This is a genomic window from Bradyrhizobium sp. HKCCYLS1011, from assembly GCF_051167795.1.
GTDB lineage: Bacteria > Pseudomonadota > Alphaproteobacteria > Rhizobiales > Xanthobacteraceae > Bradyrhizobium.
On record NZ_JBNPTT010000001.1, the window covers coordinates 897117 to 918720 of the forward strand.

The 21604-nt window shown below is 63.4% G+C and carries 21 protein-coding genes; 9 read left to right on the top strand and 12 right to left on the bottom strand.

The annotated features are described in order from the left end of the window. Nucleotides 1-11 precede the first annotated feature (11 nt). Complete coding sequence (locus ACQR1W_RS04185) at nucleotides 12-233, top strand: acetyl-CoA carboxylase biotin carboxyl carrier protein subunit (protein WP_434849612.1); 222 nt, start codon at nucleotides 12-14, stop codon at nucleotides 231-233. Nucleotides 234-351: 118 nt separating this feature from the next. Further along, the gene (glsA, locus tag ACQR1W_RS04190; protein WP_434849613.1) at nucleotides 352-2214 is read left to right on the top strand and encodes a glutaminase A; all 1863 of its coding nucleotides are present in this window, start codon (nucleotides 352-354) and stop codon (nucleotides 2212-2214) included. Here the strand turns inward: glsA and ACQR1W_RS04195 are convergent. The 3 genes from ACQR1W_RS04195 to ACQR1W_RS04205 all read right to left on the bottom strand — a co-directional run bounded on the left by ACQR1W_RS04195 (nucleotide 2211) and on the right by ACQR1W_RS04205 (nucleotide 6242). Then, the gene (locus ACQR1W_RS04195) at nucleotides 2211-2930 is read right to left on the bottom strand and encodes a class I SAM-dependent methyltransferase (protein ID WP_434849614.1); all 720 of its coding nucleotides are present in this window, start codon (nucleotides 2928-2930) and stop codon (nucleotides 2211-2213) included. The two genes, glsA and ACQR1W_RS04195, sit on opposite strands and share 4 nt — an antisense overlap. Before the next feature lie 932 nt (nucleotides 2931-3862). Beyond that, the gene (locus ACQR1W_RS04200; protein ID WP_434849615.1) at nucleotides 3863-5029 is read right to left on the bottom strand and encodes an acyl-CoA dehydrogenase family protein; all 1167 of its coding nucleotides are present in this window, start codon (nucleotides 5027-5029) and stop codon (nucleotides 3863-3865) included. Nucleotides 5030-5033: 4 nt separating this feature from the next. Continuing rightward, on the bottom strand, nucleotides 5034-6242 hold the full coding sequence (locus ACQR1W_RS04205) for a CaiB/BaiF CoA transferase family protein (RefSeq protein ID WP_434849616.1): 1209 nt from the start codon (nucleotides 6240-6242) through the stop codon (nucleotides 5034-5036). Between the two features lie 239 nt (nucleotides 6243-6481). Between ACQR1W_RS04205 and ACQR1W_RS04210 the strand changes: the two genes are divergently transcribed. Next, a complete protein-coding gene (locus ACQR1W_RS04210; protein ID WP_434849617.1) occupies nucleotides 6482-7045 on the top strand; it encodes a DinB family protein in 564 nt (187 codons plus the stop codon). 5 nt (nucleotides 7046-7050) lie between these two features. On the opposite strand, the gene ACQR1W_RS04215 is transcribed toward ACQR1W_RS04210, so the two are convergent. The 7 genes from ACQR1W_RS04215 to ACQR1W_RS04245 form a co-directional block, all read right to left on the bottom strand. Then, entirely contained in the window at nucleotides 7051-7350 is a 300-nt protein-coding gene (locus ACQR1W_RS04215) for a CGNR zinc finger domain-containing protein (RefSeq protein WP_434849726.1), read from the bottom strand. 336 nt (nucleotides 7351-7686) lie between these two features. Continuing rightward, nucleotides 7687-8859 carry an acetyl-CoA acetyltransferase gene (locus tag ACQR1W_RS04220; RefSeq protein WP_434849618.1) on the bottom strand — a complete coding sequence of 391 codons (1173 nt, stop codon included), beginning with the start codon at nucleotides 8857-8859 and terminating at the stop codon, nucleotides 7687-7689. A gap of 33 nt (nucleotides 8860-8892) precedes the next feature. Next, on the bottom strand, nucleotides 8893-9879 hold the full coding sequence (gene denD / locus ACQR1W_RS04225; RefSeq protein ID WP_434849619.1) for a D-erythronate dehydrogenase: 987 nt from the start codon (nucleotides 9877-9879) through the stop codon (nucleotides 8893-8895). A 268-nt stretch (nucleotides 9880-10147) separates the two neighbouring features. Further along, nucleotides 10148-11080 (bottom strand): carbohydrate ABC transporter permease, encoded by a 933-nt coding sequence (locus tag ACQR1W_RS04230; protein WP_434849620.1) that lies wholly within the window; start codon nucleotides 11078-11080, stop codon nucleotides 10148-10150. Next, complete coding sequence (locus ACQR1W_RS04235) at nucleotides 11077-12033, bottom strand: carbohydrate ABC transporter permease (protein ID WP_008969183.1); 957 nt, start codon at nucleotides 12031-12033, stop codon at nucleotides 11077-11079. The genes ACQR1W_RS04230 and ACQR1W_RS04235 overlap by 4 nt, the downstream gene beginning before the upstream one ends. A gap of 162 nt (nucleotides 12034-12195) precedes the next feature. Then, the gene (locus ACQR1W_RS04240) at nucleotides 12196-13518 is read right to left on the bottom strand and encodes an ABC transporter substrate-binding protein (protein WP_434849621.1); all 1323 of its coding nucleotides are present in this window, start codon (nucleotides 13516-13518) and stop codon (nucleotides 12196-12198) included. A 62-nt stretch (nucleotides 13519-13580) separates the two neighbouring features. Then, nucleotides 13581-14642 carry an ABC transporter ATP-binding protein gene (locus ACQR1W_RS04245; protein ID WP_008969185.1) on the bottom strand — a complete coding sequence of 354 codons (1062 nt, stop codon included), beginning with the start codon at nucleotides 14640-14642 and terminating at the stop codon, nucleotides 13581-13583. Between the two features lie 223 nt (nucleotides 14643-14865). On the opposite strand from ACQR1W_RS04245, the gene ACQR1W_RS04250 reads away from it, so the two are divergent. From ACQR1W_RS04250 to ACQR1W_RS04275, 6 genes are all read left to right on the top strand, one after another. Then, entirely contained in the window at nucleotides 14866-16671 is a 1806-nt protein-coding gene (locus ACQR1W_RS04250; protein ID WP_434849622.1) for an IlvD/Edd family dehydratase, read from the top strand. 169 nt (nucleotides 16672-16840) lie between these two features. Beyond that, nucleotides 16841-17575, top strand: a complete 735-nt coding sequence (locus tag ACQR1W_RS04255; protein WP_434849623.1) for an SDR family oxidoreductase — start codon at nucleotides 16841-16843, stop codon at nucleotides 17573-17575. A gap of 174 nt (nucleotides 17576-17749) precedes the next feature. After that, complete coding sequence (locus ACQR1W_RS04260) at nucleotides 17750-18496, top strand: SDR family NAD(P)-dependent oxidoreductase (RefSeq protein ID WP_434849624.1); 747 nt, start codon at nucleotides 17750-17752, stop codon at nucleotides 18494-18496. 183 nt (nucleotides 18497-18679) lie between these two features. Beyond that, entirely contained in the window at nucleotides 18680-19069 is a 390-nt protein-coding gene (locus ACQR1W_RS04265) for a GFA family protein (RefSeq protein WP_434849625.1), read from the top strand. Between the two features lie 54 nt (nucleotides 19070-19123). Further along, the gene (locus tag ACQR1W_RS04270; RefSeq protein WP_434849626.1) at nucleotides 19124-19804 is read left to right on the top strand and encodes a site-2 protease family protein; all 681 of its coding nucleotides are present in this window, start codon (nucleotides 19124-19126) and stop codon (nucleotides 19802-19804) included. Nucleotides 19805-19861: 57 nt separating this feature from the next. Continuing rightward, nucleotides 19862-20269, top strand: coding sequence for a hypothetical protein (locus tag ACQR1W_RS04275; protein ID WP_008969193.1), 408 nt, complete (start codon nucleotides 19862-19864; stop codon nucleotides 20267-20269). Nucleotides 20270-20327: 58 nt separating this feature from the next. Here the strand turns inward: ACQR1W_RS04275 and ACQR1W_RS04280 are convergent, their stop codons facing one another. Both ACQR1W_RS04280 and exbD read right to left on the bottom strand, forming a co-directional pair. Continuing rightward, nucleotides 20328-21119 (bottom strand): TonB family protein, encoded by a 792-nt coding sequence (locus tag ACQR1W_RS04280; RefSeq protein ID WP_434849627.1) that lies wholly within the window; start codon nucleotides 21117-21119, stop codon nucleotides 20328-20330. Between the two features lie 17 nt (nucleotides 21120-21136). Next, nucleotides 21137-21604 (bottom strand): TonB system transport protein ExbD, encoded by a 468-nt coding sequence (gene exbD, locus ACQR1W_RS04285; protein WP_008969195.1) that lies wholly within the window; start codon nucleotides 21602-21604, stop codon nucleotides 21137-21139.

Genomic DNA, 21604 nt, shown 5'->3' on the forward strand with positions numbered 1-21604 from the left:
GAGGGAGCGGGATGCCGGAGATCAAGGTGGTCACTGATGTCGCGGGCCGCGTGTGCGCGGTGCCCGCGGAAATTGGTAGTAGAATTGGCAGTGGCGACGAAATCGTGATGGTCGAGGCCATGAAGATGGAGATCCCGGTGCCCTCGCCGGCCGCCGGCAAGCTGATATCGCTGCTGATCAAGATCGACGACGTCGTTGCCGAGGGCCAGGTGGTCGCGATCATCGCGACCTGACATCGGCCCCATCGGCATGCAGCGGCAAGATTTGACCACGTCTGCGGAAAGAGTGGGCTGGCTGATGGAGCACGCCTGCGACATAAACCGCCGGAGATGATTCCCGGCGAGCTAGATCATGACGACATCACGCCCCAGACCGCTCCGCAATCCCCAACACTGGGCCACTGCGTCGCTACCGCCGCTGCAGCGGTTTCTCTCGGCCTGCCATGCGGATTTCTGGCCCGACCACGACGGCGCGGTCGCCGACTACATCCCCGAGCTCAGCAAAGCCGATCCGTCGCATTTCGGCATCGGCCTCGCTACGCTCGACGGCCACATCTACGAAGTCGGCGACAGCCGCATTCCCTTCACCATCCAGTCGATGTCGAAGCCGTTCGTGTTCGCGCTGGCGCTCGATACGCTCGGCGCCGACAAGGTCGAACGCGTGATCGGTGTCGAGCCCTCAGGCGATCCCTTCAATTCGATCCGCCTCAACGCCGACAACCATCCCTTCAACCCGATGGTCAATGCCGGTGCGATCACCTGCACCGGCTTGATCCGTGAGGCCAAGGGCGACGGCGCGTTCGATTATATCCGCGAGGCACTCGGCCGCTTCGCCGGCCGGCCACTCGATGTCGATGACGCCGTGTTCGCCTCGGAAAGCGCGACCGGCGACCGCAACCGTGCCATCGCCTATCTGCTGCGCACCTCCAACGTCATCCGCGAAGACGTGGCTGCGGTGCTCGCGGTCTACTTCCGGCAATGCGCCGTGCTGGTGAGCGCACGCGACAGCGCGATCATGGCGGCCACGCTCGCCAATCGCGGCGTCAACCCGGTCACCGGCGAACAGGTGGTGAGCGCCTATGCGGTCTCGCGTACGCTGTCGGTGATGACCTCCTCGGGCATGTATGACTTCGCCGGGGAATGGATTTATCGCGTCGGCATTCCTGCCAAGAGCGGGGTCGGCGGCGGCATCCTTGCAAGCCTGCCGGCGCGGCTCGGGCTCGGCAGCTACTCGCCGCGGCTCGATCATCACGGCAACAGCGTGCGCGGCATCAAGGTCTGCGAGGCGCTGTCCTCGCATTATGGCCTGCACATGCTGAGCCGCAGCGACGATGCGCGGACCTCGATCATCGCCGACTACGATATCGGCGCGAGCCCGTCGCGGCGCAGCCGCCGCGCGCATGAGCGCAACATCCTCGTCCAACACCCCGACGCCGTGCGGGTGCTGGAGCTGGTCGGCACGCTCTCGCTGTCCAGCGTCGATTACGTCTCGCGCCGGCTGGCGGCCAACCAGAGACCGCAATTCGTGATCTTCGACCTGCGCCGGGTGACCGCGATGACGCCGGCGGGCTTGCGGCTGCTCGCCGAGCTGTTTCACGAGCTCGCCGACTTCCACGTCACCGTGGTGCTGTCCGGCATCCGCCGCAGCTCGGCGGAATGGCAGGACATCATCGAACGCACCGGCGACATCAACAATGTGCGCGACTTCTATCTGCTCGACACGGCCATCGAATGGGCGGAGGACCAGATCGTCTACCGCCATGGCGGGGCCATCGACTTCCTGGAGACCACCGAACTGTCCGAGCAGCCGCTACTGGCAGGGCTTTCCGAGACGGAGCTCAGCGAGCTTGCCGCGCTCGCGACCATCAAACACTATCAGCAGGGTGAACGCATCATCGCCGCCGGCGAGCCCGCAACGAGCCTGTTCTTCCTGCGCTCCGGTGCCGTCCACGTCACCCTGCCCGACGGCATCAGGCTTGCGACCCTGACGGCCGGCCAGGCCTTCGGCGAGATGGCGCTGCTGGAGCCGCAGCGCTCCGCCGACGTGCTCGCCGATTTTTCAGCCACGGCTTTCGAGATTCCGCTCGCTGATTTCAACCGCTTCCGCGACCAGCATCCCAAGGCCTGCGTTGCCATCATGCGCAACCTCGCCCAGCTTCTCGCTGACCGACTGATCGTCGCGAACGCCCGGCTGAATCTGCTGACACCGAATTAGGCGGCTATCGGCTTCTGCCATTCCATGACCACGAACCACGGCGCGCGACGGAAGCGTTCCTGATGCACGCGTTCGCCGGACACCGGCGCAGGCTCGGCGAAGAAGGCAAGACGAAGCCCGCTCTCGAGGAATGTCGACATATAGGCCGAGAGCGGACGGTGCCAGTTCTCGATCCGGATGCCCGACCACTCGAACCAGAACGGAAACTCCTCAAGATAGTGGTCCACCGGGAAATGCAGGTGGCGGCCGGCATCGTCCTTGACCCAACCCTGTGCTGCACCAGCCGAGGTGAAGCCGGTGAGGTTTGCGATCAGCACCGAACCGCCAGGCCGCACCACGCGCGCCATTTCGTGGATCGCGGCGCGGAAGTCCGGAATATCGATGAGCGTGATGTAGCTGATGACGAGATCGAAGCTTGCGGTTTCGAACTCCATCGCTTCCGCGCGGCCGGCGCGATAGTCGCCGGACGGATCGCGTTCGTGCGCGGTCTTCAAGAGCTGCACGGTGGGATCGATACCGGTCGCCGCGATCCCCATCGCGCTCAGCACCCGGCAAAATCGGCCTTCGCCGCAGCCGACATCGAGCGCGTTATGAAATCGCCCGGTCGCGATGCGCTCCCGCATGACGGGGTCGAGCACGTGCTCCCTTGCCCAATCGCCACGTTCGCCATTGGCGTCGATCCACGCCTGCGCGGATTCATCCCAGCCGTTACTCATAAGATCCTCCAATATGCCTTGCGCTCAAATGGTCGCTGCGTAGCTCAGCACTGCGCACACCAGCGTGCGTAATATTGCGTCTGACATGACATTGTCACGAAATCTCCGAGACACGCTTTCGAGGACAAATTACTTCAAGTTGCAATACACAGATCATCATCTATTCAAGTAGTCTCCTGATATTGCTGCCATTTGCGCGCGCTCGCCTAAACGTTACCGACAGTCCGACGCAGGACCAACATAACCGAGCCCAATTGGCGCCGCATTGCCAGACGATCTTTGGAACTGTCGATCGATGCCGAGTGGGGACTCGCAAAGCGAGATCGACGCAGGGGCGTTCCGAGTAAAATTCCAGCCAGCGTTCGCGCGTGTTTTTGCGCAGCGATGAGTCGTGTCCAGTGTCCAGGGAGGAAACGGCATGAAGGAAGCCACAAAGAGGGCGACGTCGGAGGCACTTGCGCACATGCTGGCGGTGACGGCGTTGCTCGTCATCGCCAGCGTCCTCTTCTACTGGCCATGAAGCTCTGTTTGGGGGTTCTGCGTATCAGTTTTTTCATCGCCGGAAAGATGAGGCGTGAGCCGTCGCGGCTCATTCGGGAGTAAGTACGAGTCCTGCGTTAGTAAGTATGCGTATGCGTAAAGAGTAAGTGTAAAGAGTAAGCGTAACGAGTAAGCGTAAAGCGTCTAACGGGTATCGCGCGCGCACGCTGCGATACGGGGCGGGACGAAGAGCTGCGTATGGCGTATCGTTCCGCCCCGGCACCCGGGGCGCAGATCACAGCTGGAATGCGACATCGGTGATGTCGCTGCTCACCGGCATCCAAATCCTCTGTCATTCCCTGGTTCATCGGACTCGGTTTCATCGTGGCGACAAAATGGCGAAGCTGTTTTGCGCTGCGGCGCGAATGACGCTGTGATGGCAGATCAACATCTCAATACGACTTCGGCAGGCCGAGCACCTTCTCGGCGATGAAGCTGAGAATCAGTTGCGGGCTGATCGGCGCGATCCGCGGGATCAGTGATTCGCGAAGATAGCGCTCGACGTGATATTCCTTGGCGTAACCAAAGCCGCCATGGGTCATCACCGCCTGCTCGCAGGCGTGGAACCCGGCCTCCGCCGCCAGATATTTCGCGCTGTTGGCCGCAGGACCGCAGGCCATTCCCCGGTCATATTGCCAGCCGGCCTGCAGGGTCATCAGCCATGCTGATTCGAGTTCCATCCAGTTCTTGGCAAGCGGATGCTGGATCGCCTGATTCATGCCGATCGGACGATTGAAGACATTACGCGACTTCGCGTAGGCGGCGGCGCGCGACAGCGCCAGATGGCCGAGCCCGACCGCTTCGGCGGCGATCAGGATGCGCTCCGGATTCATGCCGTGCAGGATGTAGTCGAAGCCGCGCCCCTCCTCGCCCAGTCGATCCTCGACCGGAATCTCAAAATCCTCGAAGAACAGCTCGTTCGAATCAACCGCCTTGCGGCCCATCTTTTCGATCTCGTGCACCGTGATGCGGCTGCGATCGAAGTCGGTATAGAACAGGCTTAAGCCATGGGTCGGGCGCTTGACCTCATCGAGCGGCGTGGTGCGCGCAAGCAGAAGGATCTTTTCTGAGACCTGCGCCGTCGAGATCCAGACCTTCTGGCCGTTGACGACATAGCGGTCGCCCTTGCGCACCGCACGTGTCTTCAGCTGCGTGGTGTTGAGCCCCGTATTCGGCTCGGTCACCGCGAAGCAGGCGCGCTCGCGGCCATCGACGATGCCGGGCAGCATGCGCGCGCACTGCTCCCTGGTGCCGAACACGACGACCGGATTGAGCCCGAAAACGTTCATATGGATCGCCGACGCGCCCGACATGCCGGCGCCGGACTCGGAGATGGTGCGCATCATGATCGCGGCGTCGAGGATGCCGAGCCCCGAGCCGCCATAGTCTTCGGGGATGCAGATGCCGAGCCAGCCGGCCTCGGCCATCGCTTTATGGAAGTCGGCCGGAAAGCCGCCCTCTTTGTCCCTTTCGAGCCAATAGGCATCGTCGAAGCGTGCGCAGATCCTGGCGATCGCGTCTCGGATCGCTTCCTGGTTCGCGGTCAGCGCGAAGTCCATCGTCTCACTCCTTTGCGGCTGGTGAAGCCGTCGTCACGCCGTCGCGGATCATCTCGGCGATCTCGTCAGATGAAAATCCGAGCTCGCGCAGGATGGCTTCGCCGTGCTCGTTCAGACGGGGCGCCGGCCGCGGCGGCTCAGCCTTGGTCTCCGACCATGTCGCGGATACCCGCATGCTGCGGATCGGCCCCTCGGTCGGATGCTCCACGACGGGAAAGAAATCGGTCGCGACCAGATGCTGGTCCTGCAGGACGCTTTCGAGGGTATGCATCGGCATGACAGGAATGTCGGCCTTCGCCAGAAGCTCGGTCCATTCGGCCGTCGTGCGGGTCAGAAAGATGCGCGCAAGCTCCGCATAGACCGCGTCGATATTGGCCGCGCGGCCGGCGAACGTCGTGAAGCGAGGATCGTCGCGCAGATCGGTGCGGCCGGATGCTACGAAGAAGGCCTCCCACTGCTTGTCGTTGTAGACGATCACGCAGATATGGCCGTCGGCGGTCTGGTACGGCCTGCGGTCGCGCGACAGATGCCGCGCATAGCCGCCTTTGTCGAGCGGCGGCTCGAAGGTGAGCCCGCCCATGTGGTCCCCCATCACGAAGCCGGTCATGGTCTCGAACATCGGGATGTCGAGCCGCTGACCGCGCCCGGTACGGTCGCGATGCACCAGGCTGGCGCAGATCGCGCCGACGGCCGTGAGCCCGACGATGCGGTCGACCAGCGCGTTCGGCACGTAGCGCGGCGTGCCATCGCCGCCGATCGCCATCAGATGCGCGAGCCCTGCCCCACCCTGGATCAGGTCGTCATAGGCGGGCTTGGCTGCATAGGGCCCGTCCTGGCCGAAGCCGAACACGCCGGCATAGATCAGCCGCGGATTGATCTTGGCGACGACATCATAGCCGAGGTTCAAGCGCGCCATCGCCTGCGGCCGGACATTGTAGACGAGAACGTCGGCATCCCTGAGCAGCCGCAGCACCGCCTCGCGTCCCGCGGGGTTCTTCAGATCAAGACAAATCGCCCGCTTGCTTCGGTTGGTATTGAGATAGACAGGCCCCATGCCGGGATGCCTGAAAGGCCCGACCTGGCGGGTGATGTCGCCTTCCGGCGGCTCCACCTTGACGACATCGGCGCCGTAATCGCCGAGCATCTGGGTGGCATAAGGCCCCATCAACACGGTGGTCATGTCGATGACCTTGATGCCCGCAAGCGGTCCCATGGTGACGTCGGCTCCCTGTGTTTGTTGCCTGCGAGCTAACGGCAGCGCGGCGGCGAGATCAAGCACGGCCGGCGTATGGGGGTATGCGTCTGTCGCCAGCAGCGAGGACATCATTCCGGCCACCGGACAAATCGGGCCTCCACGATGGCCTCCGGCATGCCAGCTGCGTCCATTTCGCAACCTGCGTTCTCGATCGAAGCAGCCTATGCTGACGCCGGCACCTCTATCGAGAGCAACCGATGCCCCCCGATCTCGTCCTGACCTTTCGCGCCTTCGCCTACAACAATGCCTGGGCCAATCACCGGCTGCTCAAAGCGTGCGAGAAGCTCGGCGGCGACGAATTCGCAGCCGAGCGCACCGGCTTCTTCCCGAGCCTGCAGCGCACGCTGAACCATATCTACATCATCGACCTATTCTACATCGATGCGCTCGAAGGCGGATGGCTGGGACCCGCGGCGTGGCAGAACGAACTGCCGTTTCCCCTGCTCGCGGACCTCAGACGCGCACAAGGAGCGATGGATCGGCGCCTGATCGCCTTCTGCGATGCGCTGACTCCCGAGAGGCTCAGTCACACGGTCCGGATCAACCGCGGCACGCGGGTGCAGACCGAACGCTGCGACCGAGTCTTGATGCATCTGTTCCAGCACGACATCCATCATCGCGGCCAGGCGCACGCGATGCTGTCAGGAACGGGCATCGCTCCGCCGCAACTCGACGAGTTCTTCGCCGCCGACGAAGCCCCGCTGCGGGCGGCGGAATTCGTCGAGCTGGGCTGGACCGAGGAGACAGTCTGGCGAGACTAACCGGCTCAATGCCGGCCTGCTGCGACGGCGCGAGCCCGGTGACGGCGCGCTTTCGCGACATTGCCGCAATCGCCCATCGAGCACCAGCGCCGGTTCTTCAGCCGGCTGTCATCGACGAACAGCCAGCCGCACCCGCGATCGTCCTCGCATTGCTTGATTAAGCATGAGGTGCGACCTTTACGGGCGAGGCTTGTCCGCTGGGTCTCGTTCAATGAACTCTCGCGGAACTCCGAATGAGTGGCCACTATAGTAAGCGACATCTGTGTCCTCGACAGTCGTACCGAATCCAAGCCAGTAGTAGCCATAAGCGTCAATTTCACTCACCTCACATGATTGGCCAACAAAGCTGCGCATTTCCGCTTGCTCGCTCGCGGGCAAGTCATGCACCAGCCAATCAGGCAAGCCAAGCAGCCTCACACGGTCCCCAACCTGAATGTCATTCGACACCTTAGCAGCCTCCCGAGTACCGCTCACCCTTTGGACCGGTGCATCTGCACGAGACATGAATTGCGGTGACGCTGCGACGTGGAAGCTCATGCCGGTTACGAAAAACCTGCCGAGGCTCGCGCCGTCACGGCTCGGAGGATACAGAAGACGGCCGTCTCGACCTACACCGGGACGGCCGCTGCGGAGATCGGAGCTTACGACTTCGCCGGCTCCAGGATCGAGACGTAGTTGGCGACGGCCGCGCCGCCCATGTTGAAGATGCCACCGAGCTGGGCGTTGGGCAGCTGCATGCCCTCGGGCGCCTGACCCAGGAGCTGCATGGCGGTCATCACATGCATCGAGACGCCGGTGGCGCCGATCGGGTGGCCTTTGGCTTTCAACCCGCCGGACGGATTGACCGGCAGCTTGCCGTCCTTCTGCGTCCAGCCCTCTTTGATGGCGCGGGCGCCCTGCCCTTTCGGCGTGAGGCCCATCGCCTCGTACTCAATCAGTTCGGCAACGGTGAAGCAGTCATGGGTCTCGACGAAGGAGAGATCAGAAAGCTGCACACCGGCCTTCTCCAGCGCGCGCTGCCACGCCACGGTGCAGCCTTCGAACTGCAGGATGTCGCGCTTCGACATCGGCAGGAAATCCTGGGCGTGCGCGGTGGCGCGGAAGTTCACCGCCTTGCGCATGCTCTTCGCCGTCTCCGCATCGGCCAGCACCAAAGCGGCGGCGCCGTCGGAGACCAGCGAGCAGTCGGTGCGTTTCAACGGACCGGCGACATAGGGGTTCTTCTCGCTCTCGGAGCGGCAGAAGTCGAAGCCGAAATCCTTGCGCAGCTGCGCATAGGGATTGGCGACGCCGTTCTTGTGGTTCTTGGCCGCGATCAGCGCCAGCGCGTCCGACTGGTCGCCATATTTCTGGAAATAGCCTTGCGCGATCTTGCCGAACACGCCGGCGAAGCCGCCGACCGTGTCGCCGTCTTCCGGCAGATAGGACGCCTTCAAGAGGTTCTTGCCGATCTCAGGCCCCGGCGTACGCGTCATCTGCTCGACGCCGACCACCAGCACGATCTTCGCCGCGCCGGCCTGGATGGCGCGGAGGCCCTGCTGCACGGCCGCCGAGCCGGTGGCGCAGGCATTCTCCACGCGGGTCGCCGGCTTGAAGCGCAGCGCCGGATCGGCCTGCAGCACCAGTGAGGCGGTGAAATCCTGCGGCGAGAAGCCCGCATTGAAATGGCCGAGCACGATCTCGTCGACGTCGCCAGCGGCGATGCCGGCGTCGGCGATCGCCTCGTTGGCGACCTTCACCACCAGGCTCTCCACCGTCTCGGCGTCGAACTTGCCGAACGGCGTATGGGCCCACCCCACGATGCTGGCTGTCATGATGTTCCTCCCAAGAACCAAATCGAGCGCAAATCAGGCGACGAAGTTTCCACCCAATTCGTCCTCGATGTGAATACGGATGATGTCATCGAAGCTATGCTCTTCCGTGGTGAAACCAAGCTCGCGGGCGCGCTTGGCCTCGAAATTGCGCGGCCAGCCATCGACGATGCCGATGATGAAGGGGTCGGGCACGCGCTTGATCCGGGCGGCGACCGTCTCGCCGGCCACGCGCTTGAGCGCAGCGATCTGCTCGCCGACGGTCGCGGACAGCCCGGGCATGGTGAGATTGCGGCGCGGGCCGATCTTCGCAGTATCCATGGTCGCGGCATGCAGCAGGAAGCCGACCGCCGAGCGCGGCGTCGCGTGCCAGTGGCGGACGTCCTCGGACACCGGCAGCACGGCCTCTTTCCCCGCGAGCGGCTCGCGCAGGATATTAGAGAAGAAGCCGGAGGCCGCCTTGTTCGGCAGCCCAGGACGGATGCAGATGGTCGGCAGGCGGATGCCAACGCCGTCGAAAAAGCCGCGACGGGTGTAGTCGGCCAACAGCAGCTCGCCGATCGCCTTCTGGGTGCCGTAGCTGAGCAGCGGCGTGTGGAAGAACTCGTCGCCGATCGCGTCGGGGAATGGCGCGCCGAACACCGCAATCGAGGAGGTGAAGACCAGCCGCGGCTTGTAGCCATCGCCGACCAGTCTAACAGCATCGAACAGCATCCGGGTGCCGTCGAGATTGATGCGGTAGCCCTTGTCGAAATCGAGCTCGGCTTCGCCCGAGACGATCGCGGCGAGATGGAAGATCACGTCGGGCCGACCGGCCACTAGCTTCTCGGCAAAACCGGGCACGGCGAAATCGCCCGCGACGGTGTCAACCGGGTAACCGGCCTTCTCGGGCTTGGTCGGTGCCACCACGTCCTGCAAGGTCAAGCGGCTGATCTCGGAATTGCCGAGCCTGCCGTCGCGCACCAAGCGCTCGACCAATTTGCGTCCGACCATGCCGGCCGCGCCCAGAACCAGGATATGCAAGGGGATACTCCTTTATTATCTATTCTTCTTGTCTTCTTGTGCGATCGACATCAGCGCTGCGGATGAATGCGCCCTCTCCCCTTGTGGGAGAGGGCTACACCGCTGCACGCGGCACACTTGGTTGGGTGAGGGGTTGGTGCCGCGAATTCCGTCTACGCGGAGAGAGACCCCTCACCCGGCAGCCTTTGGCTGCCACCCTCTCCCGCAAGGGGAGAGGGTGTACCACCCGTGCGGCACCATCTGCATTCACTTACGAGCCGCGCCTTTGCTACTCCTTCACCGCACCGGTCATCGCCGACACATAGTGCTCGACGAAGAAGGCGTACAGGATCACGAGCGGCAGCGAGCCGACCAGGGCGCCGGCCATCAGCGAGCCCCATTTGTAGACGTCGCCATCGACGAACTCGTTGACGATCGCAACCGGCACCGTCTTGTTCGGCGTCGATTGCAGGAAGGTCAGCGCGTAGATGAACTCGTTCCAGCACAGCGTGAACGAGAAGATGAAGGCCGAAATGAGTCCGGGGATCGCCAAGGGCACCACGATCTTGACCAGGATCTGCCAGCGGCTGGCGCCGTCGATCAGCGCGCATTCCTCGAGCTCGAACGGGATGGTCTTGAAGTAGCCCATCAACAGCCAGGTCGAGAATGGGATCAGCAGCGTCGGATAGACCAGGATCAGCGACAGTGGCGAGTCGAACAGGCCGTAGGCCTGGATGACCGAGGCCAGCGGAATGAATAGGATCGACGGCGGCACCAGATAGGCGAAGAAGATCAGGATGCCGACGGTATCGGCACCCTTGAAGCGCAGCCGCACGATCGCATAGGCCGCAAGCACCGATGCGATGATCGACAGCGTGGTGGCGCCGACCGCGACATACATCGTGTTCCACAGCCAGCGCGGATATTGCGTCTCGAACAGCAGCTTTTGGATGTGCTTGAAGGTCGGATGCACAACCCAGAACGGGTTGTAGGTGTTCATGTCGATCAGCTGCTCGTCCGGCTTGATCGAGGTCAGCCCCATCCAATAGAACGGGAACAAGAGCACGACCAGGATAACGAACAGCGGCAGATAAAGCGTGACCAGCCGTCGCGGCAGCGACTCCAGATAGCTCATACCTTCGCTGTCGTCGGAAGCGGCGAGCGCGGCCGCGTTCACGGTGGCCTGCGCAGCCGTCTTTGATTGCAGCATGGTGTCGGTCATTGGTCGGATCCTTGCTGCCATTTGCGCCGTTGCATGCCGAACCAGGAGATCGCGATCGCCGCAAGCAGGAACGGGATCATGGCGGTGGCGATCGCCGCGCCCTCGCCCAGCCGGCCCGAGATGATGCCGCGCTGATAGCTTAAGGTCGCCATCAGATGGGTCGCATTCACCGGTCCGCCGCGGGTCAAGGCCCAGATCAGCTGGAAGTCGGTGAAGGTGAACAGCACCGAGAACGTCATCACGACCGCGATGATCGGGGTCAGCAGCGGATAGGTGATGTAGCGGAAGCGCTGCCAGTTGGTGGCGCCGTCGAGCGTGGCGGCTTCATAGAGTGACGGCGATACGGTCTGCAGGCCCGCCAGCAGCGTGATCGCCACGAATGGCACGCCGCGCCAGATATTGGCGATGATCACGGAGGCGCGCGCCCAATTGGTATCGCCGAGGAAATCGATGTTGTGGTTGATGATGCCGAGCTTGATCAGCGACCACGAGATGATCGAGAACTGCGCGTCGTAGATCCACCAGAACGCGATCGCCGACAGCACCGTGGGTACGATGAAGGGGATCAGCACGATGGCGCGGATGATTGCCTTGAACGGCATGCGCCGGTTCAACAGCAGCGCGAGATAGAGCCCGATAGCGAATTTGATGGCGCTCGCGACGATGGTGTAGAGCAGCGTGTTGAATACCGCGAGCCAGAAGATGGCATCGTCCCAGAGCCATTCGTAATTCTCGAGGCCGACGAAGATGCCGGTACGGCCGATCTTCTCGTCGGTGAAGCTCATCCAGACGCCGAGCCCCAGCGGATAGGCCAGGAACAGGATCAGGAAGGCCGCCGCCGGCAGCATGAACCACAGCGCGATGAAGTTACGGTTGGTTTGCAGCCGCGACCACCAGGATGGCTCGCCTGAGGCCACCGCACCTGCGGGCAGCGAAGTCTGAACGGTACTCATTCCCAGAGCAGCTCCAACTTGAAACGTCGGGCGGGCAAAGCGAAGCGTGCCCACCGGCCTTCGGAAAAGACGGACGGTGGGCACGGCGCTTCGCGCCTTGCCCACCCTACGACCTCGAATGCGAACCGCCGGCGCACGAGCATGCGCGCCGGCGGCTAACCCTCACCGGAAGATGCGCTTGGCCGAACGTTCGGCCGTGGCCATCGCGGTCTTCACATCCTCGCGCCCGGTGCAGTAGTTCGCGAACATATCGACCACGACGAAATCGGCGATCGCGGCCGCCACGGCCTCGCCGAGCTTGCCGACGCCGGCCGGCGTCACCGCGGTCGCCGCCACCGAACGGTATGGCGTGGTCTTGGGATCGGCGGTCCAGATCGGATTGGCGTCGTAGGCCTTGAGGAAGTGCGACAGATAGCCCTGCGCCGCCTCGATCCACGGGTTGAACTGGTCCGGCTCCAGCATGAAGGCGGTGAATGCCTTGCAGGTCTGCGGATATTTGCTGAAGTTGTAGACCAGGATCGGGAAGCCGAGATGGAGCTCGCGGGTCTTGCCGTCGAGGCCCGCCGGCAGATGCGCGTGATTCATGTCCTCGGCGATCTGCGGGTTCTCCTTCTTCGCCGTGACATAGATCGAGATGCCGTTGACGGTGAGATAGAGCTGGCCGGCGAGGAAGGCCTTGTTGTTCGACGAGTCGTTCCAGGACGCCGTGCCCGGCACAAAATTGTCATAGAGGCCCTTGACGTATTCGAGCGCCTTCGCCGTCTCCGGCGAATTGATGACGACCTTGTTGTCCTTGTCGATCAGGTTGCCGCCATGGGCCCACAGCGCCCAGTGAACCCAGCCATTGGCGTCACCCGAAGCGTGACCGAGCGCCATGCCGGCCGGGGTGCCGTTCTTGTTCATGGCCTTCACCAGCTCGGAAAGGCCAGCAAGGTCCTTCGGGAATTCCTTGAAGCCCGCCTTCTCCATCGCCGCGACGCGGTAGTTGACGAGGCCGCCGGTCGCGGCCACCGGGATGCCGATCCACTTGCCGTCGAGCATGCCATAGGCCTTGCCCGAGTCGGTCCAGCCTCCGCATTTATTGCCGAGGTAATCCGCGACATCGGTCATGTCGACGCATTTGGCGGAGAACAGGAACGGCAGCGTGTAGAGGCCCCAGACCATGTCGAGCCCCTGCCCGGTATTGGCCGCGACCGAGGCCTTGGGCTGGACGTCGTCATAGGATTCGTTGGAGACGTTGATCGTGACGTTGTTGGCCTTCTGGAAGGCGTCAACGATCTTCATGAAGGCAACGTCTTCGGCCTCGACGAAGCGCTTCCAGCGCAGCAGGTTGATCTTGGCGCCAGGCTCCGGCTTCCAGGGCGACGTCTGCGCCCACGCCTTGGCATAGCCGAGCAGCTGTTCGCTGGACATGGTCGCGGCCGCGGCCAGCACGGTCGCGCCGCCCTTGAGCAGAGACCGCCGATCGGTCAGGAAATCAGCCATCTGAAGTTTTCTCCCATTGCAATATTCTGCTTGTTGTTGTGGTCGCGTCGAACGGCCGGCGGCTAAATCCTCCGGCCGTTATCCTTGTCGAACAGATGCGCCGCCGACGCCCGCGGACGCAGATGGATCTTTTCTCCCGGATTGACATCGTGACGGTCGCGGAACACGGCGATGATGTCCTGGCTGCCGATGCGGGCGACGATCTGGGTCTCCGATCCCGTCGGCTCGACCACCACGACCTCGGCCTCGATGCCGTCGCCGGCGAGTTCGAGATGCTCCGGCCGGACGCCATAGACCACCGGCCGGCCGTCGGAGGCCGCGGGCGCCGTGGCCAGCGGCAGCTTGGCGCCATTGTCCGTCTCGACATAGGCTTGGCCGTTGGCCTTCAAGTGACCGTTCAGGAAGTTCATGGCCGGCGAGCCGATGAAGCCGGCGACGAACTGGTTGTCCGGCTTGTCGTAGAGATCGAGCGGCGAGCCCATCTGCTCGACGATGCCGTCATGCATCACCACGATCTTGTCGGCCATGGTCATGGCCTCGATCTGGTCATGGGTGACGTAGACGGTCGTGGTCTTCAGCCGCTGGTGCAGCTCCTTGATCTCGGTGCGCATGGCCACGCGCAGCTTGGCATCGAGATTCGACAAAGGCTCGTCGAACAGGAACACCTGGGGGTCGCGCACGATGGCGCGGCCCATGGCGACGCGCTGGCGCTGGCCGCCCGAGAGCTGGCGCGGATAACGGTCGAGCAGCGGGGTGAGGGCCAGGATTTCCGCGGCCCGCGCCACGCCCTTTTTGATATCCTCGGGCCTGGCGCCGCGCAGCTTCAGGGAGAAGCCCATATTGTCGGCGACCGTCATATGCGGGTAGAGCGCGTAATTCTGGAACACCATCGCGATGTCGCGCTCTTTGGGCTGGACGTTGTTGACCACCCGTTCGCCGATCGAGATCGTGCCCGAGGTGATGTTTTCCAGCCCTGCGAGCATCCGCAACAAGGTCGACTTGCCGCAACCGGAGGGCCCGACCAGGACAACGAACTCGCCGTCATCGATCGGGATGGTCACGCCGTGCAGGACTTCGAACCCACCAAACGACTTCCTGACGTCGCGAATATGCACGGACGACATAGATCTGTTCCCTCCACGGACTTGCTATGCTTGCCACGGACGTTGCCGCAGCTTTGGTTTTGTTGCAAAGCGTCTTAGCAGAATTTTCGTACGGTGTCGTTGGATCAAAGTCGTAAGTTGCGACCTCTTGTCACTGACATTGCGTGCGGATTTTCGACATGCGACATTGGCCAACTTGTGAAGATGCACACGATCAGGGCATGTGTGCAGTGCGGGAGGAACCATGAACAAGCCGATGACCGGCGTACGGCGTCAACTGCGCTCCAGCGCGTGGTTCAACGATCCCACCAATCCGGGCATGACCGCACTCTATCTCGAGCGCTACCTGAATTACGGTCTGACCCGCGCCGAATTGCAGTCGGGCAAGCCGATCATCGGCATTGCCCAAACCGGCAACGACCTGTCGCCCTGCAATCGCCACCATCTCGAATTGGCACACCGCGTCCGCGAGGGCATCCGTGCCGCCGGCGGCATCGCGATGGAGTTTCCGACCCACCCGATCCAGGAGACCGGCAAACGGCCGACGGCGGCGCTTGACCGCAACCTCGCTTATCTCGGCCTGGTGGAGGTGCTGTTCGGCTATCCGCTCGACGGCGTGGTGCTCACCACGGGCTGCGACAAGACCACGCCGGCCTGCCTGATGGCGGCGGCGACGGTGAACATTCCCGCGATCGTGCTCTCGGGCGGCCCGATGCTCAACGGCTGGCACGAGGGCCAGCGCACCGGCTCCGGCACCGTGGTGTGGAAGTCGCGCGAGCGGCTCGCCGCCGGCGAGATCGATTATGAGGAGTTCATGGAGATCGTGGCCTCCTCGGCGCCGTCGATCGGCCATTGCAACACCATGGGCACCGCCTCGACCATGAACGCACTGGCGGAAGCGCTCGGCATGTCGCTGCCGGGCTGCGCGGCCATCCCCGCGCCCTATCGCGAGCGCGGCCAGATTGCCTATGAGACCGGCAAGCGCATCGTCGACATGGTGTGGGAGGATTTGAAGCCGTCCGACATCCTGACGCGCAAGGCGTTCGAGAACTGCATCGTGGTCAATTCGGCGATCGGCGGCTCGACCAATGCCCCGATCCATATCAACGCGCTGGCGCGCCATATCGGGGTCGAGCTCGACATCGACGACTGGCAGAAAGTCGGCCATGACGTGCCGCTGTTGGTCAACATGCAGCCGGCCGGCTTCTATCTCGGCGAGGAATTCCATCGCGCCGGCGGCGTACCCGCCGTCATTCACGAATTGATGCGGCACAACCGTATCCATGAGGACGCGATCACCGCGAATGGCCGCGCCATGGGCGACAATTGCCGCGAAGCGCCCAAGCCCGACGGCGAGGTGATCTGGAGCTACGACAAGCCGCTGGTGAAGGATGCCGGCTTCCTGGTGCTGCGCGGCAACCTGTTCGATTCCGCGATCATGAAGACCAGCGTGATCTCGACGGAATTCCGCGACCGCTATTTGAGCAACCCGAAGGATCCGAACGCCTTCGAGGGCCGCGCCATCGTCTTCGAGGGTCCTGAGGATTATCACCACCGGATCGAGGATCCCGCACTCGACATCGACGAGCACTGCGTGCTGTTCATCCGTGGCGCCGGCCCGATCGGCTATCCTGGCGGCGCCGAGGTGGTGAACATGCAGCCGCCGGCTGCGCTCATCAAGCGCGGCATCCTGTCCCTGCCCTGCATCGGCGACGGCCGGCAGTCCGGCACCTCGGGCTCGCCCTCGATCCTGAACGCGTCGCCGGAGGCCGCGGCAGACGGCGGTCTTGCGATTCTGAAGACCGGCGACCGGGTGCGCATCGATCTGAACAAGGGCTCGGCGAACATCCTGATCTCCGACGAGGAGGTCGCCAAGCGCCACGCCGAGCTGAAGGCCAAAGGCGGCTTCCAGCATCCGGCCAACCAGACACCGTGGCAGGAGCTCTATCGCAAGACCGTGGGCCAGCACGCCACCGGCGCCTGCATGGAATTCGCCACCCGCTATCACGACATCGCCGGTAAGGTCGGGGTGGCGCGCCACAACCATTAGCCGACCGGCGTCATTTCGGGGCGCGGGAAGCGCGAGCTATGATGCGCAATTGCGCATCTGAGAATCCATACTCCCCGATCGTGGTTATGGATTCCGGGCCTGCGTGCTTCGCACGCATCCCGGAATGACGACGAAAGAATTCGAGACAAGAAATTCGAGGAAGCTCCCCATGTCCGACCGCCTCAAGGGCAAGCGCGCCTTTGTCACCGCAGCCGCAGCCGGCATCGGCCGCGCCTGCGCCATCGCCTTTGCCCGCGAGGGCGCCACGGTGTTCGCGACCGATATCGACGAGAAGGGTCTCGCCACGCTGAAGAGCGAAGGCATCACCGAGACCGCTGTTCTCAATGTCCGCGACACGGCCGCCGTGAATGCGATGGCCGAGCGGGTCGGCAAGATCGAGATCCTGCTCAATGCCGCCGGCTTCGTGCATCACGGCACCATCCTCGATTGCTCCGACGAGGATTTCGATTTCTCCTTCGACTTGAACGTCAAGTCGATGCATCGCACCATCCGGGCCTTCCTGCCGAAAATGCTCGACCAGGGTGGGGGTGCGATCGTCAACATCGCCTCCGCCGCCGGCGTGTTCAAGGCGGCACCGAACCGCTACGTCTATGCCGCCACCAAGGCCGCAGTCGGAGCGCTGACCCGCTCGGTCGCCGCCGACTTCGTCGGCAAACAAATCCGCTGCAACTGCATCTGCCCCGGCACGGTCGAGACGCCGTCGATGCTGGGCCGGGCGGCGGCCGCCGGTGCAGGTGGCCTCGAGACCTTCATCTCACGGCAGCCGATGGGCCGGCTCGGCACCGCAGAGGAGATCGCGCATCTGGCAGTTTATCTCGCCAGCGACGAGAGCGCGTTCACGACCGGTGTCGCGCACTGCATCGACGGCGGCTGGACGCTGTAAATGACTCCTCGTCATTCCGGGGCAGCCGGCGCGACAAAATGGCAAAGCCATTTTGCGCGGAGGGCTGACCCCGGAATCCCGGCATGAGGAGCACGCAAGCCAGGCTCGAGATTCCGGGGTTCGCGCTTCGCGCGCCCCGGAATGACAACAAAATATCCCGGGGAAGAGACGCACATGAACCAGATCGACCTCACCAACCGCTGCGCCGTCGTCACCGGCGGCGCGCAAGGGTTCGGCCGCGCCGTCACCGAGCGCTTCGTCAAGTCCGGCGCCAAGGTCGCGATCTGGGATCACGACAGCGCGCTCGCAGACAAGACGGCGAAGGAAATTGGCTCCGCGGTCATCGCGCTCAAGGTCGATGTTACCGACTCCGCCGCTGTGGAAACGGTGCGCGATGAGACGCTGAAAGCCTTCGGCCGCATCGACATCCTCGTCAACAATGCCGGCATCGCCGGCGTCAACAGGACGGTGTGGGAGACCGATCTCGAGGAATGGCGCAAGGTGCTGCGAATCAATCTCGACGGCCCTTTCATCTGCTGCAAGGCGATCGTGCCCCAGATGCTCGCGCAGAAATACGGCCGCATCGTCAACATCGCCTCCATCGCCGGCAAGGAAGGCAATCCCAACGCCGCGCACTACTCGGCCTCGAAGGCCGGCCTGATCGCGCTGACCAAATCGCTCGGCAAGGAGCTGGCGCAGCATGACATCACGGTCAATGCCGTCACGCCGGCCGCCGCGAAAACCGCGATCTTCGACCAGCTGACCCCGACCCACATCGACTTCATGCTGTCGAAAATTCCGAAGGGTCGCTTCGTGCTGGTGGAAGAATTGGCCGCGATGGTTGCCTGGCTTGCGTCAGAGGACTGCTCGTTCTCGACCGGTGCCGTGTTCGACATCTCCGGCGGCCGCGCGACGTATTGATTGATTTTGACGTGAGCATCGCCGTTAGGGGCAACCTGTCATCGCCCGGCTTGACCGGGCGATCCAGTAATCGCCGGCAGCGGTTCTCGACCGAAGGGCCGCGGCAAGCTTCGCCGGCAAGTCCTCCAATGGCTTCGCAGCGACGTGTCGCACACCTAACCGTTCCTCAATGGAGCCGACATCATGATCCACGAAGGCGGTTGTTTCTGCGGCGCTGTGCGCTTCCGATGCGAAGGCGAGCCGCTCAATGTGCGCGCCTGTCACTGCCGCAATTGCCAGAAGGCAATGGGCGCGCCCTACTTCGCCCGCGCATTGTTCGAGCATCGCGCGCTGACTGTAGAAGGCAAGATCGCACGCTATCCGTCATCGGATGCGCTCGACCGGATCTTCTGCCCGACATGCGGAACGCGACTGTTCTCCTGGCGCAAGACACGGCCCGTGGTCGGCGTCGCGCTCGCCGCCTTCGACGACCGCAACGCCTTCGCGCCGACCGAGCATATCTGGGTGTCGGAGAAAATGGCGTGGGTCCAGCTCAACGACGGTTTGGCGCAATATCCAGAAAACCCAGTATAGTACCCGGGAACCGCGTATCCTAGGCTACGCGAGCATGCGTCTGGGAACACGCTCTTGAACATCTCTCTCTACGACATTTCGGTCTGGGTGCTGCCGCTGGTCATCGCCATCACCTTCCATGAGGCCGCGCATGGCTTCGTGGCGTGGCGGTTCGGGGACGAGACGGCGTTGCGACTGGGTCGCGTCAGCTTCAATCCGCTCAAGCATATCGATCCGTTCGGGACGCTGCTGCTGCCGGCCATGCTGCTGCTGTCGGGCTCGCCGTTCCTGTTCGGCTACGCCAAACCGGTGCCGGTCGACTTTCGCAATCTGAAACCTTTGCGGGCCGGCATGGTGATGGTGGCCCTGGCCGGTCCCGGCACCAACATCCTGCTGGCGGTCGCGGCCGCGCTGGCATTCCACGTGGTGCCGCTGGTCCCGCCAGAGGCTGCGCGCTGGGTGGCGCACAATCTGTACAATGCGGTGCTGATCAATATCCTCCTGGCTGTCTTCAACATCCTACCGATCCCGCCGCTCGACGGTGGCCGGGTCGCCGTCGGCCTGCTGCCCCGTCCATTGGCCGTGCCGCTGGCGCGCTTGGAACCGTTTGGCATGCTGATTCTGGTGGCGATTTTGATCCTTCTGCCCTTGGCTGGCGCCCAGTTCGGTCTAAATCTTGATGTTGTGTCAAGGCTGGTGCGCGCCACCACCGATTCTATCTTCCAGCTTCTTCTGCTATTGACCGGCAACGCCTAGTTCGAGGCGGGGATTGGGGAAACGAGACCCGAGGCATTCTTGGCTAAAGCTGCTGACATGATGATCGCGCGCCGTGCCGATACGCGGGCCCGGGCCGATTTCGCGACCTGGAAGATGATTGCCAAGCTCAACGGCGCGTCGGACCTGCCGCCGCAGGCGCAGGAGTTCCTCGCGAGCTACAAGACGAGGCTCGCCGACATGTCGGAGCACGAGGCCACGGAAGCCACCATCCGCGAAATGTACAAGGCCTATTATGCCGAGATGGGTGGCGGCGGCACCCCGCCGGAAGTGAAGGCCGCGCCGGCTCCGCAGCCGGTGACCGACAACGTCACCGCATTCCGCCGCCTGCCTCCGAAATCAAAGACCGCACAAAACGGGACCGCGACCAGACCGAAGCTTCCGGTCGCATTGATCTTCGCCTGCCTCGTCGTGGTCTATGTCGGGATCAGGCTCTATTGGCGCTAGGCGCCAAGGGGTATCGAGGCTACCTGCCGCACTTGTGCGGGCCTTACTCGGGGCGCACTCATTTGGGCGGTGTGAAGTTCACCGGAAGCGTGAACGGGAACTCATCGTCGGTCAGGCCGGCCGGCGGTTTTGGCACCGGATCAGACCGACGGACCATCGCAACCGCGGCCTCGTCATAGGCGGGATCGCCCGACGTCTCCTTGACGTCCACCGACACGACGTGGCCGAGCCTGTTCAGCACCAGCGCCAGCTTGACCTGAGCCTTCTTGTTCTTGCCCGGCGGAAACTTCTTGTGCAGCTCGAAATAGGCGCTGATCTTGCGGCCCCAGTTCGCCGTGAGCTTCTCCCGGTCCTTGCCGATGCCGACATTGGGCGCCTTCGCCTTGTCCGCCTCAGGCGTCTTCTCGTCGAACGAGCGTCGGGAACTGTCGATCGCGGCTTCCTGAGCATCCTGCGCCTGGGTCTGGACGGCGGCGACCTTCTGCTCCTCCTCGGTCGGCTTCTTCACCTCGCTGGTCGTAACCTGCTGGTCGGCTTCGTCCGTCGTGGTCGGCACCGCCTTGGGCAGATCCGTCTGGTCAGTCTCGGCCTTCTGTTCCGGCATGAACTGCGAGGGATCCTGCGCCTGCGAGTCCGGACCAACCGGCATATCGTCGCTTTCGACCTTCGGCGCGGCCATGTCGATGTCGATGACCTCGGCCCCGTTGGCGCCGAGGCCACCGATATCCTCGTCATCCTTGAGATGAGTCAGCGCCAGCGCCGCGCCGCCGAGATGCAGCATCAGCGCGCCGATCGCCGCGAAAGCCCACAGTCGCCGCGACGACCTGTTGCCGGTATCGAGATCGCTCATCGCCAGCGTCCCGCTGATCAAGGCTGCGCCGGCTGTGCCGCCGGAACCGAGCCGGGCGCCGCCGGTGCGCGCTCCAGGGCCACCAGCTTGACCTTGGTATAGCCGCCGGCGCGCAACAGCTCCAGCACCTGCATCAGCTCGCCGTATGGCACCACCTTGTCGGCGCGCAGGAAGATCGGCCGGTCCCGGCTGGCCTCCGGCGTCGTATCGAGCTCGTGGACGAGATCGACACGCTTGACCGCATTCTCGCCGATGGCCAGCGACAGATCCGGCTTGATCGAGACATAGATCGGCTTGTCCGGCTTCTTCTGCGGGGTCGCGGTGGACGTCGGCAGATCGATCGGAAGGTCGACGGTCGAAAGCGGCGCCGCCACCATGAAGATGATCAGCAGCACCAGCATGACGTCGATGAACGGCGTCACGTTGATGTCGTGGGTCTCGTCGAAATCGTCGTCGAGATCGCCTTCGGAAAGCGAGACAGCCAT

Coding starts and splice junctions, on each gene's coding strand:
- ACQR1W_RS04195 (WP_434849614.1), bottom strand. CDS start 2,930: ATGAGTAACGGCTGGGATGAATCCGCGCAGGCGTGGATCGACGCCAAT.
- ACQR1W_RS04245 (WP_008969185.1), bottom strand. CDS start 14,642: ATGTCGTCCGTGCATATTCGCGACGTCAGGAAGTCGTTTGGTGGGTTC.
- ACQR1W_RS04260 (WP_434849624.1), top strand. CDS start 17,750: ATGAACCAGATCGACCTCACCAACCGCTGCGCCGTCGTCACCGGCGGC.
- ACQR1W_RS04230 (WP_434849620.1), bottom strand. CDS start 11,080: ATGACCGACACCATGCTGCAATCAAAGACGGCTGCGCAGGCCACCGTG.
- exbD (WP_008969195.1), bottom strand. CDS start 21,604: ATGGCTGTCTCGCTTTCCGAAGGCGATCTCGACGACGATTTCGACGAG.
- ACQR1W_RS04280 (WP_434849627.1), bottom strand. CDS start 21,119: ATGAGCGATCTCGATACCGGCAACAGGTCGTCGCGGCGACTGTGGGCT.
- ACQR1W_RS04210 (WP_434849617.1), top strand. CDS start 6,482: ATGCCCCCCGATCTCGTCCTGACCTTTCGCGCCTTCGCCTACAACAAT.
- ACQR1W_RS04265 (WP_434849625.1), top strand. CDS start 18,680: ATGATCCACGAAGGCGGTTGTTTCTGCGGCGCTGTGCGCTTCCGATGC.
- ACQR1W_RS04185 (WP_434849612.1), top strand. CDS start 12: ATGCCGGAGATCAAGGTGGTCACTGATGTCGCGGGCCGCGTGTGCGCG.
- ACQR1W_RS04200 (WP_434849615.1), bottom strand. CDS start 5,029: ATGGACTTCGCGCTGACCGCGAACCAGGAAGCGATCCGAGACGCGATC.
- ACQR1W_RS04240 (WP_434849621.1), bottom strand. CDS start 13,518: ATGGCTGATTTCCTGACCGATCGGCGGTCTCTGCTCAAGGGCGGCGCG.
- ACQR1W_RS04275 (WP_008969193.1), top strand. CDS start 19,862: ATGATGATCGCGCGCCGTGCCGATACGCGGGCCCGGGCCGATTTCGCG.
- ACQR1W_RS04235 (WP_008969183.1), bottom strand. CDS start 12,033: ATGAGTACCGTTCAGACTTCGCTGCCCGCAGGTGCGGTGGCCTCAGGC.
- ACQR1W_RS04220 (WP_434849618.1), bottom strand. CDS start 8,859: ATGACAGCCAGCATCGTGGGGTGGGCCCATACGCCGTTCGGCAAGTTC.
- ACQR1W_RS04205 (WP_434849616.1), bottom strand. CDS start 6,242: ATGGGACCGCTTGCGGGCATCAAGGTCATCGACATGACCACCGTGTTG.
- glsA (WP_434849613.1), top strand. CDS start 352: ATGACGACATCACGCCCCAGACCGCTCCGCAATCCCCAACACTGGGCC.
- ACQR1W_RS04255 (WP_434849623.1), top strand. CDS start 16,841: ATGTCCGACCGCCTCAAGGGCAAGCGCGCCTTTGTCACCGCAGCCGCA.
- ACQR1W_RS04250 (WP_434849622.1), top strand. CDS start 14,866: ATGAACAAGCCGATGACCGGCGTACGGCGTCAACTGCGCTCCAGCGCG.
- ACQR1W_RS04215 (WP_434849726.1), bottom strand. CDS start 7,350: ATGGCTACTACTGGCTTGGATTCGGTACGACTGTCGAGGACACAGATG.